The 25,766-nt window shown below is 66.6% G+C and carries 23 protein-coding genes and 1 tRNA gene; 9 read left to right on the top strand and 15 right to left on the bottom strand.

Going from position 1 to position 25,766, the window contains the following annotated elements:
• Window position 1: 1 nt before the first annotated feature.
• From BLS74_RS01705 to BLS74_RS01650, 12 genes are all read right to left on the bottom strand, one after another.
• The gene (locus BLS74_RS01705; RefSeq protein ID WP_093102427.1) at window positions 2-1,255 is read right to left on the bottom strand and encodes an NADH-quinone oxidoreductase subunit D; all 1,254 of its coding nucleotides are present in this window, start codon (window positions 1,253-1,255) and stop codon (window positions 2-4) included.
• A 7-nt stretch (window positions 1,256-1,262) separates the two neighbouring features.
• Window positions 1,263-1,871 (bottom strand): NADH-quinone oxidoreductase subunit C, encoded by a 609-nt coding sequence (locus BLS74_RS01700; RefSeq protein ID WP_093102425.1) that lies wholly within the window; start codon window positions 1,869-1,871, stop codon window positions 1,263-1,265.
• Between the two features lie 13 nt (window positions 1,872-1,884).
• Window positions 1,885-2,364 (bottom strand): NuoB/complex I 20 kDa subunit family protein, encoded by a 480-nt coding sequence (locus BLS74_RS01695; protein WP_021008163.1) that lies wholly within the window; start codon window positions 2,362-2,364, stop codon window positions 1,885-1,887.
• Between the two features lie 3 nt (window positions 2,365-2,367).
• Window positions 2,368-2,727 (bottom strand): NADH-quinone oxidoreductase subunit A, encoded by a 360-nt coding sequence (locus BLS74_RS01690; protein ID WP_093102424.1) that lies wholly within the window; start codon window positions 2,725-2,727, stop codon window positions 2,368-2,370.
• 57 nt (window positions 2,728-2,784) lie between these two features.
• Window positions 2,785-2,869, bottom strand: a tRNA-Leu gene (locus tag BLS74_RS01685).
• Window positions 2,870-2,988: 119 nt separating this feature from the next.
• The gene (secG, locus tag BLS74_RS01680) at window positions 2,989-3,420 is read right to left on the bottom strand and encodes a preprotein translocase subunit SecG (RefSeq protein ID WP_093102422.1); all 432 of its coding nucleotides are present in this window, start codon (window positions 3,418-3,420) and stop codon (window positions 2,989-2,991) included.
• 39 nt (window positions 3,421-3,459) lie between these two features.
• Entirely contained in the window at window positions 3,460-4,212 is a 753-nt protein-coding gene (gene tpiA, locus BLS74_RS01675; protein ID WP_093102681.1) for a triose-phosphate isomerase, read from the bottom strand.
• 11 nt (window positions 4,213-4,223) lie between these two features.
• Window positions 4,224-5,222, bottom strand: coding sequence for an NAD(P)H-quinone oxidoreductase (locus tag BLS74_RS01670; protein WP_093102421.1), 999 nt, complete (start codon window positions 5,220-5,222; stop codon window positions 4,224-4,226).
• Window positions 5,223-5,301: 79 nt separating this feature from the next.
• Entirely contained in the window at window positions 5,302-7,593 is a 2,292-nt protein-coding gene (gene pnp / locus BLS74_RS01665; protein WP_093102419.1) for a polyribonucleotide nucleotidyltransferase, read from the bottom strand.
• Between the two features lie 208 nt (window positions 7,594-7,801).
• A complete protein-coding gene (rpsO, locus tag BLS74_RS01660) occupies window positions 7,802-8,068 on the bottom strand; it encodes a 30S ribosomal protein S15 (RefSeq protein WP_007837783.1) in 267 nt (88 codons plus the stop codon).
• Window positions 8,069-8,279: 211 nt separating this feature from the next.
• A complete protein-coding gene (locus BLS74_RS01655) occupies window positions 8,280-9,437 on the bottom strand; it encodes a pyridoxal phosphate-dependent aminotransferase (RefSeq protein WP_093102418.1) in 1,158 nt (385 codons plus the stop codon).
• 20 nt (window positions 9,438-9,457) lie between these two features.
• Window positions 9,458-10,741: a branched-chain amino acid ABC transporter substrate-binding protein gene (locus BLS74_RS01650; RefSeq protein ID WP_093102416.1), complete on the bottom strand. Its 1,284-nt coding sequence runs from the start codon at window positions 10,739-10,741 to the stop codon at window positions 9,458-9,460.
• 122 nt (window positions 10,742-10,863) lie between these two features.
• Here BLS74_RS01650 and BLS74_RS01645 point away from each other — a divergent pair, with 122 nt between their 5' ends.
• Window positions 10,864-11,235 carry an Hsp20/alpha crystallin family protein gene (locus BLS74_RS01645; RefSeq protein ID WP_093102415.1) on the top strand — a complete coding sequence of 124 codons (372 nt, stop codon included), beginning with the start codon at window positions 10,864-10,866 and terminating at the stop codon, window positions 11,233-11,235.
• Between the two features lie 219 nt (window positions 11,236-11,454).
• Window positions 11,455-12,186, top strand: a complete 732-nt coding sequence (locus BLS74_RS01640) for an esterase family protein (RefSeq protein ID WP_244503706.1) — start codon at window positions 11,455-11,457, stop codon at window positions 12,184-12,186.
• Here BLS74_RS01640 and tsaD read toward each other — a convergent pair.
• Window positions 12,131-13,183, bottom strand: coding sequence for a tRNA (adenosine(37)-N6)-threonylcarbamoyltransferase complex transferase subunit TsaD (tsaD, locus tag BLS74_RS01635; RefSeq protein WP_093102412.1), 1,053 nt, complete (start codon window positions 13,181-13,183; stop codon window positions 12,131-12,133). The two genes, BLS74_RS01640 and tsaD, sit on opposite strands and share 56 nt — an antisense overlap.
• Before the next feature lie 85 nt (window positions 13,184-13,268).
• Here tsaD and BLS74_RS01630 point away from each other — a divergent pair, with 85 nt between their 5' ends.
• From BLS74_RS01630 to BLS74_RS01615, 4 genes are all read left to right on the top strand, one after another.
• Window positions 13,269-14,570, top strand: a complete 1,302-nt coding sequence (locus tag BLS74_RS01630) for a nitrate regulatory protein (RefSeq protein ID WP_093102411.1) — start codon at window positions 13,269-13,271, stop codon at window positions 14,568-14,570.
• A gap of 319 nt (window positions 14,571-14,889) precedes the next feature.
• Window positions 14,890-16,134: a CmpA/NrtA family ABC transporter substrate-binding protein gene (locus tag BLS74_RS01625; RefSeq protein ID WP_093102409.1), complete on the top strand. Its 1,245-nt coding sequence runs from the start codon at window positions 14,890-14,892 to the stop codon at window positions 16,132-16,134.
• Between the two features lie 10 nt (window positions 16,135-16,144).
• Window positions 16,145-17,068: a nitrate ABC transporter permease gene (ntrB, locus tag BLS74_RS01620; protein ID WP_093102680.1), complete on the top strand. Its 924-nt coding sequence runs from the start codon at window positions 16,145-16,147 to the stop codon at window positions 17,066-17,068.
• Window positions 17,065-17,898, top strand: a complete 834-nt coding sequence (locus tag BLS74_RS01615) for an ABC transporter ATP-binding protein (protein WP_244503705.1) — start codon at window positions 17,065-17,067, stop codon at window positions 17,896-17,898. Before ntrB ends, BLS74_RS01615 begins: the two co-directional genes overlap by 4 nt.
• Window positions 17,899-17,919: 21 nt before the next feature.
• Here the strand turns inward: BLS74_RS01615 and BLS74_RS01610 are convergent, their stop codons facing one another.
• A complete protein-coding gene (locus tag BLS74_RS01610; RefSeq protein ID WP_093102406.1) occupies window positions 17,920-19,185 on the bottom strand; it encodes a type IV pili methyl-accepting chemotaxis transducer N-terminal domain-containing protein in 1,266 nt (421 codons plus the stop codon).
• Window positions 19,186-19,450: 265 nt separating this feature from the next.
• Here BLS74_RS01610 and BLS74_RS01605 point away from each other — a divergent pair, with 265 nt between their 5' ends.
• The gene (locus tag BLS74_RS01605; protein WP_093102404.1) at window positions 19,451-20,728 is read left to right on the top strand and encodes an MFS transporter; all 1,278 of its coding nucleotides are present in this window, start codon (window positions 19,451-19,453) and stop codon (window positions 20,726-20,728) included.
• A 32-nt stretch (window positions 20,729-20,760) separates the two neighbouring features.
• Here BLS74_RS01605 and BLS74_RS01600 read toward each other — a convergent pair whose 3' ends face one another.
• On the bottom strand, window positions 20,761-22,467 hold the full coding sequence (locus BLS74_RS01600) for a bifunctional protein-serine/threonine kinase/phosphatase (protein WP_093102403.1): 1,707 nt from the start codon (window positions 22,465-22,467) through the stop codon (window positions 20,761-20,763).
• A 58-nt stretch (window positions 22,468-22,525) separates the two neighbouring features.
• Here BLS74_RS01600 and nirB point away from each other — a divergent pair, with 58 nt between their 5' ends.
• Entirely contained in the window at window positions 22,526-24,958 is a 2,433-nt protein-coding gene (gene nirB, locus BLS74_RS01595; RefSeq protein ID WP_093102401.1) for a nitrite reductase large subunit NirB, read from the top strand.
• A gap of 23 nt (window positions 24,959-24,981) precedes the next feature.
• Window positions 24,982-25,761, top strand: coding sequence for a type IV pili methyl-accepting chemotaxis transducer N-terminal domain-containing protein (locus tag BLS74_RS01590; protein WP_093102400.1), 780 nt, complete (start codon window positions 24,982-24,984; stop codon window positions 25,759-25,761).
• Window positions 25,762-25,766 lie beyond the last annotated feature (5 nt).

Genomic DNA, 25,766 nt, shown 5'->3' with positions numbered 1-25,766 from the left:
CTCACCTGTCGATCTCGCCGAACACGATGTCCATGGTGCCAATCACCGCGACCGCGTCGGCAATCATGTGGCCGCGCGACATCTCGTCGAGCGCCGCCAGATGCGGGAAGCCCGGAGCGCGGATCTTCAGACGGTAGGGCTTGTTGGCGCCATCGCTCACGAGATAGATGCCAAACTCGCCCTTGGGATGCTCGACCGCGGCATAGGCCTCGCCTTCGGGCACGTGAAAGCCTTCGGTGAAGAGCTTGAAATGGTGGATCAGTTCCTCCATGTTCGCCTTCATCGACTCGCGCGCCGGCGCCGCGACCTTGTGGTTGTCGGTGATCACCGGGCCCGGGTTGACGCGCAGCCAGGCCGAGCACTGCTGGATGATGCGGTTGGCCTGGCGCATTTCCTCGACGCGCACGAGATAGCGGTCGTAGCAGTCGCCGGTCTTGCCCACCGGCACGTCGAAGTCCATGCGGTCGTAGACCTCGTAGGGCTGCTTCTTGCGCAGATCCCATTCGACGCCCGAGCCGCGCAGCATCGGGCCGGTGAAGCCGAGATTCAGCGCGCGCTCGGGCGTTACCACGCCGATGCCAACAGTGCGCTGCTTCCAGATGCGGTTGTCGGTGAGCAGCGTCTCGTACTCGTCGACCATCTTCGGGAAGCGCTTGCAGAAGTCGTCGATGAAGTCCAGCAGCGACCCCTGGCGGTTCTGGTTGAGGCGCTCGATCGCCTTCGCATTCTTGATCTTGCTGACCTTGTACTGCGGCATCGCGTCCGGCAGGTCGCGGTAGACGCCGCCCGGCCGATAGTAGGCCGCGTGCATGCGCGCACCCGACACCGCCTCGTACATGTCGAACAGGTCTTCGCGCTCGCGGAAGCAGTAGATGAGCATGTTCATCGCACCGCAGTCCAGGCCGTGCGCACCCAGCCACAGAAGGTGGTTCAAGAGGCGCGTGATCTCGTCGAACATCACGCGGATGTACTGCGCGCGGATGGGCACGTCGAGGCCCATGAGCCGCTCGATCGCGAGGCAGTACGCGTGCTCGTTGCTCATCATCGAGACGTAGTCGAGCCGGTCCATGTAGGGCAGCGACTGGATGTAGGTGCGCGTCTCGGCGAGCTTCTCGGTCGCGCGGTGCAGGAGGCCGATGTGCGGATCGGCGCGCTGGATGACTTCACCGTCGAGCTCGAGCACCAGGCGCAGCACGCCGTGCGCCGCGGGGTGCTGGGGTCCGAAGTTCAGCGTGTAGTTCTTGATTTCGGCCATGTCGGTCTCAGTGCAATCCGCCGTAGTTGTCTTCGCGAATCACGCGCGGCGTGATCTCGCGCGGCTCGATCGAGACCGGCTGGTAGATGACGCGCTTCTGCTCCGCGTCGTAGCGCATCTCGACATGGCCCGAGACCGGGAAGTCCTTGCGGAACGGGTGGCCGATGAAGCCGTAGTCGGTCAGGATGCGGCGCAGGTCGTCATGGCCTTCGAACACGATGCCGTAGAGGTCGAAGGCTTCGCGTTCGAACCAGCCGGCGGCGTTCCAGATGCCGGTCAGCGAATCGATCACCGGCAGATCTTCGTTGGGCACGAACACCTTGAGGCGCACGCGCTGGTTGAGGCTCACGGAAAGCAGGTGCGTCACCACGCAGAAGCGTTCGCCTTCCCACTCGCCTTCGCGGTAGTCGGAGTAGTCCAGGCCGCAGAGATCGATCAGCTGCTCGAAGCGGCAGCCGGGCGCGTCGCGCAGCAGGGTCGCGGCTTCCAGATAGTCGGCCGCGCCGACCACCACCGTCACTTCGCCGAGCGCGAGGGTGACGCTCTTGGCCTTGGCGCCAAGCGTTTCGGCGATCTGGGTCTGCAGTGCCTCGGGAGAAATAGCAAAGTCGGTCATCGTCTCTCGCTTCTCAGGCACGCGCGATCGTGTTGGTGCGGCGAATCTTCTGCTGGAGCTGGATGATTCCGTAGAGCAGCGCCTCGGCGGTCGGCGGGCAGCCCGGCACATAGACGTCGACCGGCACGATGCGGTCGCAGCCGCGCACGACCGAGTAGCTGTAGTGGTAGTAGCCGCCGCCGTTGGCGCACGAGCCCATCGACAGCACCCAGCGGGGCTCGGGCATCTGGTCGTAGACCTTGCGCAGCGCCGGCGCCATCTTGTTGCACAGCGTGCCGGCCACGATCATCAGATCGGACTGGCGCGGGCTCGGGCGGAACAGCATGCCGAAGCGGTCGATGTCGTAGCGCGCGGCACCCGCGTGCATCATTTCCACCGCACAGCATGCGAGGCCGAAGGTCATCGGCCACAGTGATCCGGTCTTGGCCCAGTTCACCACCGAGTCGTAGGTGGTGGTGACGAAGCCTTCCTTCATGACGCCTTCAATGGCCATTGTTCATTCCCAGTCGAGCGCGCCCTTTTTCCACTCGTAGACGAAGCCCACGACGAGGATGGCGAGAAAAATCATCATGGCCCAGAAACCGACCGGACCGATTTCCTTGAGCGCGATCGCCCACGGGAAGAGAAAGGCGATTTCGAGGTCGAAAAGAATGAAGAGAATCGCTACGAGGTAGTAGCGCACGTCGAACTTCATGCGCGCGTCTTCGAAGGCCTCGAAGCCGCATTCGTAGGGCGCGTTCTTTTGAGCGTCGGGCCGATTGGGGCCGAGGATGTAACCGAGAACCTGCGGTGCGACGCCGACACCGACTCCGACCAGGATGAACAACAGGACGGGAAGGTAGGAATCGAGGTTCATCGGGGTCTTTTACCGCTTGACGCCGACAGGAAGATGAAGCTTCCTGCCGGCGAGATTTGGTGCGGTCGGCGAGACTCGAACTCGCACAGCTTTCGCCACTACCCCCTCAAGATAGCGTGTCTACCAATTTCACCACGACCGCGGTTTTGTGTGTCCGGATGGCATGAGGAACCCGATAGGGTTTTGGCTTTCCGGACAGCTTTAGAGTTTACCCTGAAATGAAGTCGTTTTCGCTCGGTGGCCGCATCGAAAACGACAGGATCACTTGGTCGGGATCTGCGCAGCGCCCGAAGCCGGTGCAGCAGGCGCCGAAGCCGGTGCATTCGTGCCCGGTGCCGCAGCAGGTGCGTTGCCGGAAGGAATCTGCGATGCCGGGCCCGAAGGTGCGGGGGCAGGCGCCGGCGCCGGCGCGCCGATCGTGGCGCGCTCGAGCAGGCTGCCGCCGCCCGTCGGCCGTGCATGGCTGAAATAGGCGAGCAGCAAGGTGCATGCGAAGAACACGGCGGCGAGAACGCCGGTGGTGCGCGAAAGAAAGTTCGCGCTGCCGCTGGCGCCGAACAGGCTGCCCGCACTGCCGCTGCCGAAGGCCGCACCCATGTCGGCACCCTTGCCGTGCTGGATCAGGATCAGGCCGATCATCGCGAGTGCGGTGAGCATCTGTACGCCCACCAGGATATTGAGGACCACGTTCATTCGTTCTAACTCCTAAATTCGTTCGCGGCTGCGCTGGTCTCAGCGTGCCGCAGCAATGATCTGCAAAAAGTCGGGTGCCTTCAGCGAAGCGCCGCCGATCAGGCCGCCGTCGATGTCGGCCTGGGCCAGCAATTCGGTCGCATTGGCTGCATTCATGCTGCCGCCGTAAAGGATGCGGATGCCTGCCGCGTGTTCGCTCGCCGCGTGGTGCAGTTGCGCACGCAGCACGGCGTGCACCGCCTGCGCCTGCTCGGGCGTCGCGGTCTTGCCGGTGCCGATGGCCCAGACGGGCTCGTAGGCCACGACGATCTCGCTGATGCAGTGGCCATTGACATGGATCACCGCCGCGAGCTGGCGCTTCACGACCTCTTCGGTGTGTCCTGCCTCGCGCTCTGCCAGCGTTTCGCCGACACAGACGATGGGCGCGATGCCGTTCGCGAGCGCAGCGGCGGTCTTGGCCGCCACCAGTTCGTCCGTCTCGCCGTGGTACTGGCGGCGCTCCGAGTGGCCCACGATCGCATAGCGCACGCCGAAGTCCCTCAGCATGGCCGCCGATTGTTCGCCGGTGAATGCGCCTTGCGGCTGCGCCGACACGTCCTGCGCGCCCAGCGCGATCGGCGATCCGGCGACGAGCGCCTGCACCTGCGCCAGGTACGGCGTCGGAACGCACACCGCGATGTCGCACGAAGGCGTGCCGACGCCCTGCAGCAGAGCCTTCACCAGCGCCTCGTTGGCCGCGAGGCTGCCGTTCATCTTCCAGTTGCCGGCGATGAGCTTTTTCTTTGTCGTCATGTCTGTCTTGTTCACCAGGTCAGCACGATCTTGCCGATGTGCTGGTTCGATTCCATCAGGACGTGGGCTTGCGCCGCGCCGCTGGGCTCGCCCTGTGCGGCGAAGGTGCTGTGGATCACGGGCTTGACGGCGCCGCTTTCGAGCAGCGGCCAGACTTTTTCGCGCAAGGCCTTTGCGATCGCACCCTTGAATTCCACCGGCCGCGGACGCAGGGTCGAACCGGTGATCGTGAGCCGCCTGCGCAGCACCAGGCCCGCATTGAATTCGCTCTTTGTGCCACCCTGCACTGCGATGATCACGAGCCGGCCGTCCTCGGCCATGCATTCGATCTCGCGCGGCACGTAGGCGCCGGCCACCATGTCGAGCACCACGTCAACGCCCTTGCCGCCGGTGAGGCGCTTGACCTCTTCGACAAAATCGGACGTCTTGTAGTTGATCGCATGGTCGGCGCCGAGCTTCCTGCAGGCTTCGCACTTGTCGTCGCTGCCGGCCGTCACGATCACCGTCGCGCCGAAGGCCTTGCCCAGCTGAATGGCCGTGACGCCGATGCCGCTCGAGCCGCCCTGGATCAGCAGAGTCTCGCCCTTTTGCAATCGGGCCCGATCGAACACATTGCTCCACACGGTGAAGAAGGTCTCTGGCAGCGAAGCCGCCTCGGCATCGCTCCAGCCCTTGGGCACCGGCAGGCACTGGGCCACGGGCGCCACGCAGAGTTCTGCATAGCCGCCGCCCGCGATCAACGCGCAGACGCGATCGCCGACGGCGAAGCCAGCCTCACGCATCGCGGCGGCATCGCCCGAAACGATCTCGCCCGCGACCTCGAGCCCCGGCAAATCCGAAGCGCCCGGCGGCACCGGGTAGTTGCCGGTGCGCTGGAGCACGTCGGGGCGGTTCACGCCGCTCGCGGCCACGCGAATCAGCAACTCGCCCGCGCCCGCGACCGGCGCGGGGCGCTCGGCCACGCGCAGCACCTCGGGAGCGCCGTACGAAGTGATTTCAATGGCTTTCATGCTTGTCTCGGCTGCAGCGCCCGCCCTGGCGGGCAGACGCACGGTGAAATGACGGCAAAGGCGTCACCGCCCTCGCCTCTCAGGGCTGGCGGTCGCCGCCGTTGGGCTCTTGCGGCCGCTGGTCCTGTTCGACCGCCACCGCCTGCTCGCCAGCTTGCTCGCCGCGTTCGGCGTTGTCGAAGCGCGGTGCGCGCTCGGCACGCGGCGGGCGATCGCCACGCTCGCGACGCTCGCCGCGGTCTTCGCGCGGCGGACGCTCGCTGAACTCCATGCCGGCCGGACGCTCGGTGAGCGCCTTCATGGACAGCTTGACGCGGCCCTTCTCGTCGGTCTCGAGCACCTTGACCTTCACGATCTGGCCTTCGCTCAGGTAGTCAGTCACCTTCTCGACGCGTTCGTGCGCGATCTGGCTGATGTGCAGCAGGCCGTCCTTGCCGGGCAGCAGGTTGATGAGTGCGCCGAAGTCGAGGATCTTGGTGACCGGGCCTTCGTAGGTCTTGCCGATCTCGACTTCCGCCGTGATCTGCTCGATGCGCTTCTTGGCCGCTTCGGCCTTGGCCGGGTCGGTCGAAGCGATGGTGATGGTGCCGTCTTCGTCGATGTTGATCTGCGTGCCGGTCTCTTCGGTCAGCGCGCGGATCACCGAGCCGCCCTTGCCGATCACGTCGCGGATCTTCTCGGGGTTGATCTTCATCGTGAACAGGCGCGGCGCGAAGCTCGAGACTTCGGCCTTGGCCTCGCCCATCGCTTCCTGCATCTTGCCCAGGATGTGCATGCGCGCTTCCTTGGCCTGCGCCAAGGCGACCTGCATGATTTCCTTGGTGATGCCCTGGATCTTGATGTCCATCTGCAGCGCGGTAATGCCGTTGGTCGTGCCGGCCACCTTGAAGTCCATGTCGCCCAGGTGGTCCTCGTCGCCCAGGATGTCGGTCAGCACGGCGAAGCGGTTGTCTTCCTTGATCAGGCCCATCGCGATGCCGGCCACGTGCGCCTTCATCGGCACGCCCGCATCCATCATCGAGAGGCAGCCGCCGCAGACCGAAGCCATCGACGAGGAGCCGTTCGACTCGGTGATTTCCGACACGACACGGATCGTGTAGGGGAACTCTTCCTTGGTCGGCAGGCAGGCCACGAGGGCGCGCTTGGCCAGACGGCCGTGGCCGACTTCGCGGCGCTTGGTCGAGCCCATGCGGCCCACTTCACCGGTGGCGAAGGGAGGCATGTTGTAGTGGAACAGGAAGCGGTCTTCGTACTCGCCGGCCAGCGCGTCGATGCGCTGCGCGTCGCGCTCGGTGCCGAGCGTGGTCACGACCAGCGCCTGGGTTTCGCCTCGCGTGAACAGGGCCGAGCCGTGGGTGCGCGGCAGCACGCCGTTGCGGATCTCGATGGGACGCACGGTGCGCGTGTCGCGGCCGTCGATGCGCGGCTCGCCCGAGAGAATCTGGCTGCGCACGATCTTCGATTCGATCGCGAACAGGAGGTCGTTGACCTTGCCCGCGTCGAAGGGCTCGCCGCTTTCCTTCAGCGCGTCCATCACGCTGGCATTGGCCTCGCGCAGGGCTTGCGTACGAGCCTGCTTGCTGCGAATCTGGTAGACGGCGCGCAGCTTCTCTTCGGCCAGACCCTTGACCTTGGCGACGAAGGCTTCGTCCTCGGCCGGCGGCTGCCAGTCCCACACCGGCTTGCCGGCGTCGCGCACGAGTTCGTGGATCGCATTGATCGCGATGTTGGCCTGCTCATGGCCGAACACCACGCCGCCGAGCATGACTTCCTCGCTCAGCTGCAGGGCTTCGGACTCGACCATCAGCACGGCCGCTTCGGTGCCGGCGACGACCAGGTCCATCTGCGAATCTTTGCGCTCGGTCTGCCCCGGATTGAGCACGTACTGACCGTTGATATAGCCCACGCGCGCGGCGCCGATCGGGCCGCTGAAGGGAATGCCGGAGATCGACAGCGCGGCGCTCGTGCCGATCATGGCGGCGATGTCGGCGTCGACTTCGGGATTGAGCGACAGCGTGTGGATCACCACGTGCACTTCGTTCAAAAAGCCCTCGGGGAACAGCGGGCGGATCGGCCGGTCGATCAGGCGCGAGGTCAGCGTCTCGAGTTCGCTGGGCTTGGCTTCGCGCTTGAAGAAGCTGCCGGGGATCTTGCCGGCGGCATAGGTCTTCTCGATGTAGTCGACGGTCAGCGGGAAGAAATCCTGGCCCGGCTTGGCTGCCTTGGAAGCGACGACGGTGGCCAGCACGACGGTGCCTTCGATGTCCACGATCACGGCGCCGCTGGCCTGGCGGGCGATTTCGCCGGTTTCCAGAACGACGGTCTTGCCGCCCCACTGGAAGGTCTTGGTGACTTTGTTGAAGAGACTCATGTTTAGCTCCTGTTTTGATTAGCGGGTTTGCCTGTGGTGATCACAGACCCCGCGGGGCCGGAGCGCTTTCCAGAACACGATGCCATTCCAGAGAAATTCGGCGAGAACTTCGTTGGAATGACACAGCTTCGCTCTGTTTTGGCGGCTCCGAAGTAAAAAACGCCTGAGCTAGCGGACTAACCCAGGCGTTCTTGCATGCGATTCGACCTTACTTGCGCAGACCCAGCTTGGCGATCAGCGCGGTGTAGCGGTCGGCGTCCTTGGACTTGAGGTAGTCCAACAGCTTGCGGCGGCGGCTCACCATGCGCAGCAGGCCGCGGCGGCCATGGTGGTCCTTGGCGTGCGTCTTGAAGTGCGGGGTGAGTTCGTTGATGCGGGCGGTCAGCAGTGCGACTTGCACTTCGGGGCTGCCGGTGTCGTTGGCGGCGCGGGCGTTGTCCTTGACAACTTCCGCCTTGATGGAGGCTGCGATCATTTGATGATTTTCCTGTTCCGGAATGTTTGACTTGCGACGGGCGCTGGAACTGCACCCGCCGTGCGCCTTGCGGCATGCAAAGCCTTGGGATTATAACCCGCCCCTGGGCTTCGCGCACTTCGTGTCGCGCGCGCCTTCCCCCTACCGGGGGCGATGCCGACCGACCGGCAAAGCCGGATCGGTGGCATCCCTGGCATGAAAACCCGAACGACTATCGGGCTGCCAGCCAGGTCTTGAGCCGCTCGACGCCCTGCACCAGGCGTTGCGGATCCTTCGAGGCAAAGCACCAGCGCAGCCAGCCCTGCGCCTCGGGTGCGAAAGCGCTCCCCGGCGCAAGCCCGAGCCCGGCCTCGGCCACCAGGCGCTTGGCCAGCGCCAGTGAATCGTCGAAGCCTTCGAGCTTGAAAAATGCGTACATGCCGCCGCGCGCGGGCGCCACCTGGACGCCCGGGATGTCGGCAAGCAAGGGCACCAGCGTGTCGCGGCAGGCCTTGAGGTGCGCGACCACGCGCGGCGTGATCTCCTGGCTGTGCGCCAGCGCAGCGATGCCGGCGCGCTGGGTGAACACGCTCGCGCAGGAAGTGTTGAATTCGATCAGCTTGCCCATGCCGTCCATCAGCACCGGCGGCAGCACCAGCCAGCCGAGGCGCCAACCGGTCATGAGGAAACTCTTGGAAAAGCTGTGCGCGACGACGAGCCGGTCGTCCGGCGTCGAGATGTCCAGAAAGCTGGGCGCGCATCCCTTCGGCGTGGCATCGAAATAGAGCCGCTCGTAGACCTCGTCGGCCAGGATCCATGTGCCGGTCTGACGGCAGTGGTCGAGGATCGCCTGCTGCTCCGCGCTCGCAAGGGTCCAGCCGGTCGGGTTGTTCGGCGCGTTGACGATGAGCAGCTTCGTCGCCGGCGTGACCGTGGTGCGCAGCGCGTCGAGGTCGAGCGTCCATTGCCCTGCCTTCGGCACCAGCGGCACGGAACGCACACGCGCACCGAGGATCGCGGGCTGCGCCGTCAGGTTGGGCCACACGGGCGTGACCGCGACCACTTCGTCGCCCGCATCGACCAGCGCCTGCACCGCCAGCATCAGCGCATTGACGCCGCCCGAGGTGATGGCGATGCGCGAGGCCTCGATCGCCGGATGCAGCCCGCTCATGTACTGCGCAACGGCCTCGCGCAGTTCCGGCAGGCCCAGGTTGTGGGCATAGAAGGTTTCTCCTTGTTGCAGCGAATCGATCGCCGCCTGGCGGATCACCTCGGGCGTCACTTCGTCGCTCTCGCCGAACCAGAAGGCCAGCACGTCGCTGCGGCCCAGGCCGGCGTTGGCGACCTCACGGATCTTGGAGGCTTCGAGGTTGTGAATGGCTTGGCGCATCGTGTCTGTTCCTTGGAAATTCAGGAGCGCTGCATCTTGCAGCTGGTGGGCATCTCGGCCCGTTCTGCAGGGATTGTCCTCACGACGCGGAAGCCGTAGCCGGAGCCTTCGACGTCGAACTTCACGCCGGGCGTGCCCTGCTTGTCCATCACGCCGACCACCAGGGCCTGCTGGAACTGGTGATCGGCGGCGCGCATGCGGCCGCTCTGGCCCGCCAGCGTGACCTCGGCCTTTTCGAGCGCGCGCGCCACGGCCACGGTGTCGACGCTGCCGGCGCGTTCGACCGCCTGGGCCAGCGACTCGACCAGCAACTGCATGCGCATGTGCACGTAATCCTCGGCCGGTTTGGGGAAGCGCTCGCGGAAGGCGCGGTAGAAGGCTTCGGACTCTCGCGTCTGCACGTTCGGCAACCAATCCGCCACAGCGACCACACGGCCGATGCCGGCATCGCCGATGGCCGCCGGCGCACCGAGCGCGTTGCCGTAGAAGGTGTAGAAGCTGCCGTTGAAACCCGCCTCGCGCGCCGCCTTCACCAGCAGCGTGAGGTCGTTGCCCCAGTTGCCGGTGATCACGGCCTGCGCGCCGCTCGCGAGGATCTTGCTGGCGTAGGGCGCGAAGTCCTTCACGCGGCCCATCGGATGCAACTCGTCGCCGACGATCTGCATATCCGGCCGGAGCGCGCCGAGCTGCCGCTTCGATTCGCGCAGCACGGCCTGGCCGAAGCTGTAGTCCTGCCCGATCAGGTAGACGCGCTTGAGCGCTGCGTCGTTCTTCAGCACGTCCATCAGCGCCGTCACGCGCATGTCGGCATGCGCGTCGAAGCGAAAGTGCCAGAAGCTGCAGCGCTCGTTGGTGAGCACCGGATCGACCGCCGAGTAGTTGAGGAACAGCACGCGGCGCGACGGGTCGCGCTCGTTGTTCTTCTCGATGGCGTCCACCAGTGCGGCCGCCGTAGCCGACGAATTCCCTTGCAGCACGATGCGCGCGCCGTCGTCCATGGCCGCGCGCAGCGCCGACAGCGCCTCCTCGTTCTGGCCCTTGCTGTCATAGCGGTCCAGCTGCAGAAAGCGGGCGCCGCCGGGCAGCTTGACGCCGCCGCGCGCATTCACGCGCTCCACGGCCCACAACAGGTTGCGGAACACCGCTTCGCCGGTGTTGGCGAAGGGCCCGCTCATGCTCTCGATCAGCGCGAGCCGGATCGGCGGCGCGGGCTGCGCATACACCGGCGCTAGCGCCGCCGCGCATAGCGCCATAGCGGCGAATTTCAAGGCCTTGCGGCGCCAAATAAAGCTGGAAAAACTCATCTTGAAACGCCTCCCGCCGCGCCTAGATGAGGTGGCAAGCGGCACTTGTGTTGTTTGAAACGCCGCGCAGTGTAAGGGACACACATTCTTGTCCCCATTGTGTTCATTCAGGAGTTCCCATCATGTTTTTTGCACCCGCAATTCGCACCGCCCGCTTCGTGCCGCGCGCCTATGACCGGAGCCTCGAGCGCTTCGTGAACGATGCCTTTTCCGCCGCGCGCCGTTCGCTCAATGTCGAACAGGACGAAAAGACCTGGACGCTGACGATGGACGTTCCGGGCTTCTCGCGCGAAGACCTGACGATCGGCATCGAAGGTGCCGTGGTTCGCATCGAAAGCAAGGCAGATGCAAAACGCCAATTCAAGGCCGCTTATGAACTGCCGCAGGACATCGAGGTCGCCACCAGCGAAGCCAAGCTCGAGAATGGCGTGCTGACTCTGAAATTGGGCAAGCTGGTCCCCGTCAGCACCGCCGCCCAGCTCGCCATCAACTGATACGAAATTGTTTCAGAAGCTTGGAAGACGCAAGAAGGTAATCGGGCCGGTAACTTTTTGTTGCCGACCTGATTCATTTCTGAACTCAAAATAAGTGCAGAGAACGTCACATTTGTGGCGTTTTTTTCAAATGCTTTCCTCCTAATTGGCGTTCGATACCTTGACTGCGGGCAGCAGAAAGAAGTCTCGGGCGCTCGACGAAGCGCCATGAAAACGCACTTGAAACTTGCTCACGACGATTCACGGTCGGACACCTTGCTGGTGTTCCTGCCGGGCGCGTTCCTGAAGCCTGAAGAGTTCGAGCGCGAAGGCTTCATCAGCGCGGTCAGGGAGCGGGATCTGGCGGCCGACGCCCTGCTCGTCGACGCCGACGTGTCGTACTACTACGACCAGACCTTCATCGAGCGGCTGCATCACGACATCCTCCGGCCGCAGCGTGCGACGGGTTACAAGTCGATCTGGCTGGTGGGCATCTCGATCGGCGGTTTCGGCGCCCTGATCCACGAACTGGCCAAGCCCGGCGCCGTCGACGGAATCGTGGCGCTGGCGCCCTACCTCGGACGGCGGCCGGTCGGCGCCGAGATCCACAAGGCCGGCGGCCTGCGCGCCTGGAAGGCGCCCGAAGGCCCGCCGCCGGACCAGGAGGTCGATCGCAAGCTCTGGCCCTGGCTTCAGCAGTACGCGGCCTCCAAGCCCGCCAAGGGCCTGCCGCCGCTGTACCTGGGTTTCGGCCTCGCCGACCGCTTCGCCGCCAATCACCGCCTGCTGGCGGAGGCCTTGCCTGCCGGGCGCGTGTTCACCACCGAAGGCGGCCACGACTGGCCGCAGTGGTCGCAACTCTGGCGCAAGGTGCTCGAGGTGCTGCCGCTGCCCCCGCACGGCAAGAAAGGCGCGACTACCCGAACTCCGGCTCCGGCGCGCAGAGCGAAGCCAGTGGCCATCGCGGCTTGACGTCGAAGGCATAGCGCTCGCTCGCCTGCCCCAGGCCGGCCTGCAGGCGCATCGCGGCGGCCATCGCGATCATGGCGCCGTTGTCGGTGCACAGGTGCAGCTCGGGGTAGTGCACGCGCACGCCGCGCTTCGCGCATGCCGCATTGAGCTGTTCGCGCAAAGCCCGGTTGGCACCCACGCCCCCGGCCACCACCAGCCGGTCCAGCCCGGTCTGTTCGATGGCGGCCAGTGATTTCCTCAGCAGCACGTCGACGATCGCGGCCTGGGTCGAGGCGGCCAGATCGGCCTTGCGCGCTTCGAGCTCGCCGCCGAGTTTCCTGGCCTGCGTCAGCACCGCCGTCTTCAAGCCGGCAAAGGAGAAGTCGAGGTCGCCGCTGTGCAGCAGGGGCCGCGGCAGCTTGAAGGCCGCGGCGTCGCCCTCCTCCGCCAGCTTGGCGAGCCAGGGGCCGCCGGGATAGGGCAGGCCCATCAGCTTGGCGCTCTTGTCGAAGGCTTCGCCTGCTGCGTCGTCGATGGTCTCGCCGAGCAGCTCGTAGCGCCCCACGCCGTCGACCCGCATCAGTTGCGTGTGACCGCCCGAGACCAGCAGCGCGACGAAGGGGAACTCGGGCGGATCGGCACTGAGAAAGGGCGACAGCAGGTGGCCTTCCAGGTGATGCACGCCCAGCACCGGCTTGCCGAGCGCCGCGCCCAGTGCACAGGCCACGCCGGCGCCCACCAGCAGCGCGCCGGCCAGCCCCGGCCCGCGCGTGTAGGCGACGACGTCGATCTCGGCCAGGGAGCGGGCGGCCTCGCACAACACCGTCTGCGCCAGGGGCAGCACGCGCCGGATGTGGTCGCGGCTGGCCAGCTCGGGCACCACGCCGCCATAGGCCTGGTGCATCGCGATCTGGCTGTGGAGCGCGTGCGCGGCCAGGCGCGGCAAGCCGCTCGCGCCGGATTCGACCAGGGCCACGCCGGTCTCGTCGCAGGACGATTCGATTCCCAATACAAACATGCGACGAGTGTAGGGTGCGCACGATGTCGGGGCACGGATGTTGCTGCATGTCCTTAGGATGGCTCTTCAGCCATGCCGCCCCACGATGAAATCCGGACTGAGCTTTCTGATGGCCGCCCTGCGTTGCGAAATCGACGCGCTGGAGCAGCTCGCCCGCACCAGCGCGCTGGTCGGCACGATCGGCCGCCTGGTCCATGCGCTGCAGCGCGAACGCGGCATCTCGAACGTGCTGCTGGCGTCGCGTGGCCACCGTTTCGTCTCGCAGCGCAGCGAGCAGATCGCCGAATGCCTGCGCGTGGAAGAGGCGGTGCGCGCTTCGTTCGATCAGCTCGAGGCCGACGCGGGCCGCATCGGCAACGGTGCGCGCCTGTTCAGCCGCATCGCCTGGGTGCTGCCGGGCCTCGAGGGCCTGCCCGAGCTGCGCCGTCGCGTCGGCGCCTTGGAGCTCAGCCCGGCTGAGGCGACGGCCGCCTTCGTCAAGCTGATCGCAGGGCTGCTCGCAGTCGTGTTCGAGGCCGCGGACGGCGCCACCGACCCGGAAATCTCTCGCCAGCTGGTGGCCATGTTCAATTTCATGCAGGGCAAGGAGTTCGCCGGCCAGGAGCGCGCCTGCGGCGCCGCGGCCTTCGCCTCGGGCCTCAACGACAGCGCGCGCCAGCAGCAATGGCTGCATCTGATCGAATCGCAGGAGCGCTGCTTCCAGGTCTTCGCCGAGTTCTCGGGCGCGCGCATCGCCGAGCTCTGGCGCAGCAGTCAATCCCCCGCCCAATTGGCGGAGCAGGAACGGCTGCGCCGCATCGCCTGCGCGGCACCCGCCGGCGTGGCACTCGATACCGAACTGAGCCAGACCTGGTTCGACTGCTGCAGCCGGCGCATCGACGCCATGCAATCGATCGAAGAGCGCCTGGCCGCCGACCTGCGCCGGATCTGCGAGCAGAAAACGAGCCAGGCCCGGGCCGAGCTGCAGGCCCATGACGCGCTGCTGGCCAAGCTGGCGCGCGAGGCGGGTACACCGGCGGCAGTCTTCTTCGACGAGCAGCCCGCTGCAGACGCGCCGGGCCACCCGCAAACCATGGGTTCAGCCACGCCCTACGGCCGGCAGCTCGAGCGATCGATTCTGGAGATGGTGCAGGAGCAGTCGCACCGGCTGCAGGCGATGAGCGACGAACTCGACACCGTGCGCGCGGCCCTGAACGAGCGCAAGCTGGTCGAACGCGCCAAGGGCCTGCTGATGGCACACCGCCGCCTCAGCGAGGAGGAGGCGCACAAGATGCTGCGCCAGACAGCCATGAGCCAGAACCGCAGGCTGGTCGACGTCGCCGAATCGGTGCTCTCGATGGCCGAATACCTGCCCGGCGAGCCGGCGTCCCGGGCGCCTCGCACCTGAATTGGTGCGCTGCACAACAACTGTGCTTCGATCGCAGTTCAAGGGATTCGGCGCCTCTTGCCTCACGACGCGGACTTCGGAGGCTATCGATTTGATAGCAAACCACCCCTCTGAACTGCTGGCACGCAGTTTGCTTAACAAACCTGCATAGACCTGCAAGGGTCTTCAGGCAGGTGGCATCCAACGGCGGGTGCGACCCACCGAACCGGACAAAGGCGTCCCCATCCCGCAAGGGCTCGTTATCGAGCGGCCCGTGCGTGGTCGGGACGCCTTTTTTGTTTTGTGCTTTTTGTCTTTTCTTCATTCCGGAGCTCGCCCCATGACCGATTTGCTGAAACCGAAGTTGAATCGCCGCCGCGTGCTGCAAGCCGCCGCCATCGGCGCGGTCGGGCTCGACCCCGCCCTGCGCGCAGCCGTCTGGGCCCAAGGCTCGGACAAGCCAGAAAAGGAGGAAGTCAAGATCGGCTTCATCCCGCTGACCGACTGCGCCAGCGTCGTCATGGCCTCGGTGCTCGGCATCGACAAGAAGTACGGCGTGAAGATCGTGCCGAGCAAGGAAGCCAGCTGGGCCGGCGTGCGCGACAAGCTGGTCAATGGCGAGCTCGACTTCGCCCACGTGCTCTACGGCCTGATCTACGGCGTGCACCTCGGCACCGCCGGGCCGAAGAAGGACATGGCCATCCTGATGACCCTCAACAACAACGGCCAGGCGATCACGCTGTCGAAGAAACTGGCCGACAAGGGCGCGGTCGACGGCGCCTCGCTGGCCAAGGTGATGGCGAAGGAGAAAGGCGAATACACCTTCGCCCACACCTTCCCGACCGGCACCCACGCGATGTGGCTCTACTACTGGCTGGCCGCCAACGGCGTCAACCCGTTGAAGGATGCCAAGGTCATCACCGTGCCGCCGCCGCAGATGGTCGCCAACATGCGCGTGGGCAACATGGACGGCTACTGCGTCGGCGAGCCCTGGGGCCAGCGCGCGATCATGGACGGCATCGGCATCACGGCCGTCACGACGCAGGACATCTGGAAGGACCATCCCGAGAAGGTGCTCGGCACCACCGGCGACTTCGTCAAGAAATACCCCAACACGGCGCGCGCCGTGACGGCCGCGATTCTCGAAGCCGGGAAGTGGATCGACGCCGGCCTGCAGAACAAGAACAAGATGGCCGAAACCATCGCCGACAAGAGCTACGTCAACACCAGCGTGGACGCCATCAACCAGCGCATCCTGGGCCGCTACACCAACGGCCTGGGCAAGAACTGGGACGACCCGAACCACATGAAGTTCTACAACGACGGCGCGGCGACCTTCCCCTACCTGTCCGACGGCATGTGGTTCCTCACGCAGCACAAGCGCTGGGGCCTGCTGAAGGAGCATCCGGACTACCTCAAGGTGGCCACGGAGATCAACCGCATCGACATCTACAAGCAGGCTGCAGCCGCGACCAAGACCTCCGTTCCCAAGGACACGATGCGCAGCAGCAAGCTGATCGACGGCGTGGTGTGGGACGGCAAGGATCCGAAGAAGTACGCCGAGTCGTTCAAGGTCAATGCCTGAGGAGCCCGCCATGGTCAGTGCCGTCTTTCACTCCCCGCTCGAGGCTGCCCAGGGGCAGCTCGCCACACCGGCAGCCGCCAGGAAGTCCGCGGCCGCCTCCGTCCCGCCTGCAGAGCCCGCGCAGGAAGAGACCACGCCCCGCGCCCCGCGCGACTTCAGCTGGATCTGGCTGCGCGTGCTGCCGCCGATCCTTGGCTTTGCGTTGCTGGTCCTGATCTGGGAACTCGTGGCGCTGAAAAGCACCACCGGCTTCCCGTCGCCGGCCGCCGTCTGGCAACAGGCGCTGACCGTGTTCAGCGATCCCTTCTACAGCAAGGGCCCCAACGACCAGGGCGTGGGCTGGAACGTGCTCTCGTCGCTCCAGCGCGTGGCGCTCGGCTTCGGGCTGGCCGCCGCGGTCGGCATCCCGGCCGGCTTCGCGATCGGTCGCTTCGAGTTCCTCTCGCGCATGTTCAATCCGCTGATCAGCCTGCTGCGACCGGTGTCGCCGCTGGCCTGGCTGCCGATCGGCCTCCTGGTCTTCAAGGGCGCCAACCCGGCCGCGATCTGGACCATCTTCATCTGCTCGATCTGGCCCATGATCATCAACACCGCGGTGGGCGTGCAGCGCGTGCCCAGCGACTACATGAATGTGGCGCGCGTGCTCAATCTTTCCGAGTGGAAGATCCTCACCAAGATCCTGTTCCCCGCCGTGCTGCCCTACATGCTGACCGGCGTGCGCCTCGCGGTCGGCACCGCCTGGCTGGTGATCGTGGCGGCCGAGATGCTGACCGGCGGCGTTGGCATCGGCTTCTGGGTCTGGGACGAGTGGAACAACCTCAACGTCGCCAACATCATCATCGCGATCTTCGTCATCGGCGTGGTCGGGCTCGTGCTCGAGTTCGCGCTGATCCGGATCGCCACCGCATTCACGTTCGAAGAGGTGAAGGCATGACCCTTCGACAAGCTCAGGACGATCGGTCCATCATGAAGTACATCGAAATCCACGACGTCGAACAGCGCTTCAAGACGCCCAAGGGCAGCTTCCTCGCGTTGCGCGACATCAACCTGCAGGTGGCCAAGGGCGAGTTCATCACGCTGATCGGGCATTCGGGCTGCGGCAAGTCCACGTTGCTGAACCTGATCGCCGGCCTCACCACGCCCACGCAGGGCGTGCTGCTGTGCGCCAACCGCGAGATCAAGGGCCCGGGGCCCGAGCGCGCGGTGGTGTTCCAGAACCATTCGCTGCTGCCCTGGCTCACCTGCTACGAGAACGTCTACCTCGCCGTCGAGCGCGTGTTCGCTTCGACCGAGAACAAGGCGCAGCTCAGGGCGCGCACCGAAGCGGCGCTCGCGCTGGTCGGCCTCACGCCGGCCGCGCAGAAGCGCCCCGGCGAAATCTCCGGCGGCATGAAACAGCGCGTGGGCATTGCACGCGCCCTCTCGATGGAACCCAAGGTGCTGCTGATGGACGAGCCCTTCGGCGCCCTCGACGCGCTGACGCGCGCCAAGTTGCAGGACGAGTTGCTGGCCATCGTGCAGAAGACGCACAGCACGGTGGTGATGGTCACGCACGACGTCGACGAGGCGGTGCTCCTGTCGGACCGCATCGTCATGCTCACCAACGGCCCGGCCGCCACCATCGGCGAGGTGCTGGCAGTCGACATCCCGCGCCCGCGCAACCGCGTCGAGCTCGCGGAAGACCCCGTCTACGTGCACGCCCGCAAGGCCGTAATCGACTTTCTCTACACGCGCCAGGCGCACGTGGAGAAGGTCGCGGCCTGAGCGAGCAGGCCGAACACAGGCTCAGGACATGATGACCTGCAGGCTGTGTTCGTACGAGGCGGTGAGCCGGTCGAAGGTATCGGCCAGCACCTCGCTGGCGCGCACCAGATCGGCGCGCCCCTCGGCCCGGTCGGCATGGCGCACGCCGCGCACCAGCCGCAGCCATTCGTCGCGGGCGCCATGGAGCGCGTCGCGGATCTCGGGCGAGCTCAGCGGCGCGCGCTCCAGCTCCAGCAGCGAGGCCTCGAAAGTGTCCATGGTGGGCGCGAGGCGCGCGCTCCACGCGCCCTCGGGCAGCATCGCGGCGAGCAGCGCGTCCTTGGCCAGGCGATGGGCGCGCATGCGCTGCCGCCCGCAGAGATTGACGATGCGCAAGGCCCTGCGGCCCGCGGAGGATTCGAGCACGTCGGTGAGCGCCTCGGCCGCGACCAGCAGGTCTTCGCCGCTGGCGTCGATGGCGGTCAGCGAGGCCGCGGACAGCCGCAAGGACAGCGCCGCATCCATGGCATCCCATGCCGAGCGCACGGCCGCCAGCGCCTGCATCGAGGTCGGATCCAGCGGGAGGGAAGCCAGGTGATCGAGGTTGTCCTTGACCCGCTCGACCGACTGCGCGCGCAGGCTGCGGCTGCGCCGCGCATCCACATCCGCGAGCGCCTGCGCCGCCAGGCGCACCAGCCGCTGCGAGAGCATGCGCAACTGCCCGGCACGGTTGATCGCCTCGGCCCACTGGGCCGCCTCGACCACCGAACGCGAGAGTTCACCGACCCGCAGGTTGGCGTGCATCGCTGCACCGCGCAGCATGCCGAACGCGGCGTCCTCGCCGATGCCGCGCGCCGACATCAGGAGCCCCTTGGCGCGGTCCACCCACTTGCGCTCGTCGAGATGGGCGAGCGAGCGCGCCAGCGTGTCGCGCAGCGCAGCCTCGCGCTGCCAGCGCACCTGCGCGCGCGCCAGCACGGCGCGCAGGCTCTGTGCATCCAGGGTTTCGGCGCACGACCAGGCGTGCACGCCCAGCTCGACGAGCGCCTCATGCACTTCTGGCGACAGCGGCTCGCTGATCACCACGACCGGATGCGGCGGAGCGCCAGCCCAGGTATGCAGGGCGGCCTGCAGGTCAGGGATCGATGCGGGCCTGTGGATCAGCACCTGTTGCGGTGCGAGCATGGCGGCCTCCTGCACCATCGTGTCGCAGGTGCTGAAGCCGATGGCGGCGGCATCCGCGCCCGCCAGCACTTGGCTCAGCACCTCGGCATCGGAGTCAGGCAAGACGAGCAAGAGTCGAATCATGGAAGTTGGGTCGCGAACGAGGGGGGCGAGCGCAGCATAGGCGAAGCGAGCCTCTTGCGGCAGGCACGCGTCTTGCATAAGAGAAGGCACGGTGTAACGAAGCACCGCTTTGGTGAAGTCCTCGGCCTGCGCGCCGACCCGGGTCCCGGCAGGGACTCGCTCACCGCCCATCCATTCCGCCGGCTCCCGGCGGGAAACTCCTATTCATCGCCCATCCACGCAGCCGCGCCACGGCTGTGCGGATGCTTTACGCATTGCCACCGCCATGTCCAGCTTCAAGTCATTCCTGCGCTCCGGGCACGCCCCCACCCTCTTCGCGGCCTTCTTCTACTTCATGTTCTCGTGTTGCATCTGGGTGCTGAACGGCGCTATGGCGCCCTTCATCGGCGAGGCCTTCCAGTTGAATCCCGCGCAGATGGGGCTGATGCTGTCGATCCCGATCATCGCCGGCGCGCTGATGCGCTTTCCGCTCGGCATCCTGTCGCAGTACATCGGGCGCAAGAACGCCACGCTGGTGGAGATGGGGCTGATCGCGGTGGCGATGCTGTTCGGCTTCTTCATGGTGCACAGCTTCAACGACCTGCTGGCCATGGGCGTGCTGCTGGGCATCGCGGGCGCCAGCTTCGGCGTGGCCCTGTCGCTGGGCTCGGGCTCCTTCCCGCCGCAGAACAAGGGCCTGGCGATGGGGCTGGTGGGCGCCGGCAACGTGGGCACGGCGCTGTCGGTGCTGGTCGCGCCGCCGCTGGCGCAATGGCTCGGCTGGCAGGCCGTCTACGGCGTCGCGGCGGTGGCCATCCTGCTGCCGATGGCGGTGATGGTGCTGTTCGCGCAGGAGCCGCCCGACGTCGACAGCCACGCCGGCCTGCGCGAGCACGTGGCCTGCCTGTTCGAGAAGGACGGCTGGGCCTTCAGCCTGATCTACGGCGTCACCTTCGGCGGCTTCATCGGCCTCACCACCTTCCTGCCCTCCTACTACTACGACCAGTTCGGCGTGAGCAAGGTGCAGGCGGGCCAGCTGACGATGCTGGCCGCGTTCATGGGCGCGGCGGTGCGCGTGATGGGCGGCTGGATCTCCGACCGCTGGGGCGGCGTCAACACGCTGACGCTGGTGCTGGTGGTGTCGGCGGTCTCGCTGGCGCTGATCGGGCTCTCCTCCGGCTCGCTCGCGATCACCACGCTGCTGCTGATGGTGTGCTTTGCCGCCCTGGGCGCGGGCAACGGCGCGCTGTTCCAGCTGGTGCCGCTGCGCTGGCCGACGACCACGGCCGTGGCCGGCTCGATGATCGGCGAGATCGGCGCCCTGGGCGGCGGCCTGGTGCCCAATGCGATGGGCCTGTCGAAGCAGTACCTGGGCACCTACATGTGGGGCTTCATGCTGTTCGCAGTGCTGGCCCTGGTGATGCTGGGCGTCATGCGGGTCATGCAGATCCGCTGGACGCGGACCTGGGCCGAGAAGGGCGGCCGCGCACGCAGCACGCCGGTCGATCCAGCCGGCGAGGGCGACCGGCCGGTCCGGCCGCTGCGCCGCAGCGCCGGACGGTGATGCCCATGCGCCACCCCTCCTCCCTCCTGCGCTCAGCGCGGCAGGAACAGCAGCCAGTAGACGAGCAGCGCGTTGAAGAGCAGCGACGCGGCCAGCGCGATCTTCCACAGCAGGGCGGGATCGCGCCGCACCAGCGGCGTGGCGGCCGGCGCGCCGACCGGGCGGGCCGCGCCGCGTTCGAGCGCCAGCAGCATCTCCTCGGCGGTCTCGAAACGCTGCCGCGGATCGCGCGCCACCGCCTTGCGCACCAGATGGTCGAGCCAGATCGGCACGTCCGGCCGGATGCGCGAGAGCGCCACGGGATCGCGCCGGTAGCGGGCGATCTGGTAGGGCTCGATCTCGCCGTAAGGCAGGCGCCCGCCCAGCCATTGGTACAGCACCACGCCGAGGGCGAACAGGTCGCTGCCGGCATCGGGCGCGACGCCCTCCCATTGCTCGGGGTTCATGAAGCTGGGCGTGCCGGCATGCAGCTCGCGCTGCGCCGCGCCCTCGCGGCCCGAGAGCGCCACGCCCAGGTCGAGGATGCGCCAGCAGCCGTCGTCGCCCAGGTGCAGATTGCCGGGCTTGATGTCCCGATGCACCACGCCGTGGCGGTGCAGCCGGCCCAGGCTCTTGCAGATCTGGACCGCGGCGGCCACCACCTCCGCCACGGCCGGGCGCATGCCCGAGCGCAACATCTGTTCGACGGTGCGGCCGCCATGCCAGTCGAACACGGTGTAGAGCGCGCTGGCGTCGTCGGCGCGTTCGTGCACGCGCACGAAGCCGGGCTCGCCGCGCCCGCCCACGCGCAGGCCCAGCCAGGCCTCGTGCGCCAGCATGGCGCGCTCCTCGGGGTCGCTGGCGCGCGAAGGGTGCAGGGTCTTGAGCGCGACCAGCGCGCGGGTGGGCACATGGCGCGCCTGGTAGAGCCGGTGCACGCCGGTGTCGGCGACCAGCGCGGTGATCGCGTAGCCGTCCAGCACCTCGCCCACCTTCAGCGCCGCGGGCGGATCCAGGCGGCGCGCATCGCCCAGCTCGTCGTGCAGCTGGCGCGCATCCAGCCCGAGCACGCGGATGACCAGCGCGGTGGCATTGTCGCGGGTGCCGGCGGCGATCGCCGCGTCGACCAGCGCGTCGCTGGCCTGCTGCGCATTGGTGGCCAGCGCGAGCTCGGCCACGCGCGCAGGCTTCAGCACGCCGTGCACGCCGTCGGTGCTGAGCACGAAGCAGTCGCCGATGCGCAGCTCGCCTTGCATGTAGTCGACGCGCACGTGGTCGTCGAGGCCCACCGCGCGCGTCAGGCGGCTGCGCAGGTCGGGATGGTCCAGCGCATGGTCGACGCTCAACTGCATGGCCGCGCCCTCGCCCTTGCGCACGCGCCAGGCGCGCGTGTCGCCCACATGGGCCAGCGTGTAGCTCTGCCCGTGCAGGGCCAGGGCGGTCAGCGTGGTCATGGCGCTGTCCTGGCGGCGGCGCCGGTTGTGATCGGCCAGCCAGGCGTTCTGGGCGGCGATCAGTCGGTCCATCGCGACCGTCGGCTCCCAGGTGTCGGGCGTGGCGAAGTAGTCGCCCAGGAGGCCGATGACGGTGGTCTGCGCCGCCTCCAGCCCGTGGCCGCCCGAAGAAACGCCGTCGGCGATCGCCGCGATCAGCCCGCGCGACTCCTCGCCGCGCGGCGCATGCACCGCGCCGGCGAAGTCCTCGTTCTGCGGGCGCGGCCCGCGGTGGCTGCTGTAGCCGATCTCTACTTCGAAGCTCATGGCGCGCGATTGTCCGCGCAAGCCGCGAGCCCCCTCTTTGCTTGAAAGGTCCCACCCCATGAAGAAGATGAAACTCGTGATGGTCGGCAACGGCATGGCCGGCGTGCGCACGCTCGAAGAGCTGCTGAAGATCGAGCCCGATCTCTACGACATCACCGTCTTCGGCGCCGAGCCGCATCCCAACTACAACCGCATCCTGCTGTCGCCGGTGCTCGCCGGCGAGCAGACGGTCGACGAGATCGTGCTCAACAGCTGGGAGTGGTACGCCGAGAACAACATCACGCTGCACGCCGGCAAGAAGGTGGTCGAGGTCGATCGCGTCAAGCGCATCGTGCGGGCCGAGGACGGCACCGAGGCCGCCTACGACCGCCTGCTGATGTGCACCGGCTCCAACCCCTTCATGCTGCCCGTCCCGGGCAAGGACCTGAAGGGCGTGATCGCCTACCGCGACATCGCCGACACCGACTACATGATCGAGACCGCGAAGACGCACAAGAACGCGGTGGTCATCGGCGGCGGCCTGCTGGGCCTGGAAGCGGCCAACGGCCTGATGCTGCGCGGCATGAACGTGACCGTAGTGCATGTCATGCCCTGGCTCATGGAGCGCCAGCTCGACGACGTGGCGGGCAAGCTGCTGCAGAAGTCGCTGGAAGACCGCGGGCTCAAGTTCCTGATCGGCGCGCAGACGCAGGAGCTGGTCGGCAACGATGAAGGACGCGTTGCGGCCATCCACTTCAAGGACGGCACCGAGGTCGCGGCCGACCTGGTCGTGATGGCCGTGGGCATCCGGCCCAACGTCGAGCTGGCCGAGAAGATGCGCCTGCATTGCAACCGCGGCATCGTGGTCACCGACACCATGCAGACCGTGACCGACGCGCGCATCTACTCGGTGGGCGAATGCGCGGCCCACCGCGGCATCGCCTACGGGCTGGTCGCACCCTTGTTCGAGCAGGCCAAGGTGGCGGCCAACCATCTCGCGCAGTTCGGCATCGGCCGCTACCTCGGATCTCTGACCTCGACCAAGCTCAAGGTGACGGGCATCGACCTCTTCAGCGCCGGCGAATTCATGGGCGGCGAAGGCACCGAGGAGATCGTGATGAGCGACCCCTTCGGCGGCGTCTACAAGAAGCTGGTGATCAAGGACGACAAGCTGGTCGGCGCCTGCCTCTACGGCGACACGGTCGACGGCAGCTGGTACTTCAAGCTGCTGCGCGACGGCCGCAGCGTGAGCGACATCCGCGACAAGCTGATGTTCGGCGAATCGAACATCGGCGACACCGGCCACGAAGGCCACAGCAAGGCCGCCAGCATGCCCGACGACGCCGAGGTCTGCGGCTGCAACGGCGTCAGCAAGGGCACCATCTGCAAGGCCATCAAGGACAAGGGCCTGTTCACGCTCGAAGAGGTCAAGAAGCACACCAAGGCCAGCGCCAGCTGCGGCTCGTGCACCGGGCTGGTGGAACAGATCCTGATGTTCACCGCCGGCGGCGACTACTCGGCCACGCCGAAGAAGAAGGCGGTCTGCGGCTGCACCGACGCCAGCCACCAGGACGTGCGCGACGCGATCCGCAAGGAACACTGGCTCACGCACGATGAGGTCTATCGCGGCCTCGGCTGGCGCACGCCCAACGGCTGCGCGACCTGCCGCCCGGCCGTCAACTACTACCTGATCTCGACCTGGCCCAAGGAGGCCAAGGACGACCCGCAGAGCCGCTTCATCAACGAGCGCAGCCACGCCAACATCCAGAAGGACGGCACCTATTCGGTGATCCCGCGCATGTGGGGCGGCCACACCACGCCCGACGAACTGCGCCGCATTGCGGACGCGGCCGACAAGTACAAGATCCCGACCGTCAAGGTCACCGGCGGACAGCGCATCGACCTCCTCGGGGTGAAGAAGGAAGACCTGGAGAACGTCTGGAAGGACATCGGCATGCCCTCGGGCTTTGCCTACGCAAAGTCGCTGCGCACGGTGAAGACCTGCGTCGGCAGCGAGTGGTGCCGCTTCGGCACGCAGGACTCGACGCAGATGGGCAAGGACCTCGAGCGCGCGCTGTGGGCCATGTACTCGCCGCACAAGGTCAAGCTCGCGGTCTCGGGCTGCCCGCGCAACTGCGCGGAGGCCGGCATCAAGGACGTGGGCGTGATCGGCGTCGACTCGGGCTGGGAACTCTACGTGGGCGGCAATGGCGGCATCAAGACCGAGGTGGCGCAGTTCCTCGTGAAGGTCAAGACCTCCGAGGAAGTGATGGAGTACGCGGGCGCGTTCCTGCAGCTCTACCGCGAAGAGGGCTGGTACCTCGAGCGCACGGTGCACTACATCGGCCGTGTGGGCCTGGACTATGTGAAGAAGAAGATTCTCGAGGACGCCGAAGGCCGCAAGGCGCTGTGGGAGCGACTGCAGTTCGCACTCGACGGCGAACCCGATCCGTGGTTCGAGTCGAGCCAGGCCTCGGTCGACGTGCGGCAGTTCACGCCGCTGACGGCATGAAAACCGCAAGCCGGAGAAGTGGTTTGAAAAGACGGCTCTTCATCGCCTCGACCGCCCTGATCGGCCTGGGCGCACGCGCCCAGGTGGCCGACCTCAACGACGCCATCAACAAGGCGGGGCGCCAGCGCATGCTCTCGCAGCGTGCGAGCAAGGCCTACCTGGCGCTGGTGCAAAAAGTGGAGACGCGCAACGCCCAGCAGGTGCTGGACCGGTCCATCGCCCTGTTCGACCGCCAACTGGTGGAGCTCAAGACCTTCGCGCCTACCCCCACCATCCGCGGCACCTACGACACGCTCGACGGTGCCTGGAACGATTTCAAGAGAGAACTGACGGGCCCCGCACCCGGCAAGAACGAAGCGGCAAAGGTCGTCAAGCTGGATGCCGCCGTGCTCGCCCTGGCGCACCAGGGCACGGTGCAGTACGAAGCGGCCTCGGGCAAGTCGGTGGGCAAGCTGGTCAACATCGCGGGCCGCCAGCGCATGCTGTCGCAACGCATGGCCAAGTTCTACCTGGCCAGTGCCCTGCAGATCGACCCGACGGGCAGCGCGGCCGAGATCGCCAAGGCGCGCTCGGAGTTCGTTGCAGCACTCGAAACCCTGCGCAGTGCGCCCGAGGTCACGACGCAGATCAAGGAGGAGCTGGTGCTGGCCGACGCGCAGTGGGTGTTCTTCAACCACGGCCTTCAGCGTCTGGAAGGCGCGAGTGCGTCGCCCAAGCTCATGTCCGACGTGTTCGTCACCAGCGAGAACCTGCTGGCGATCATGGATCGCATCACCGGCCTGTATTCCAACCTCAAAACCTAGAGAGA

It is taken from the genome of Variovorax sp. CF079 (genome assembly GCF_900101545.1).
Taxonomy (GTDB): Bacteria; Pseudomonadota; Gammaproteobacteria; order Burkholderiales; family Burkholderiaceae_C; genus Variovorax.
Note: the sequence above shows the minus strand (reverse complement) of the source record. Positions and strands in the feature narration are given on the sequence as shown.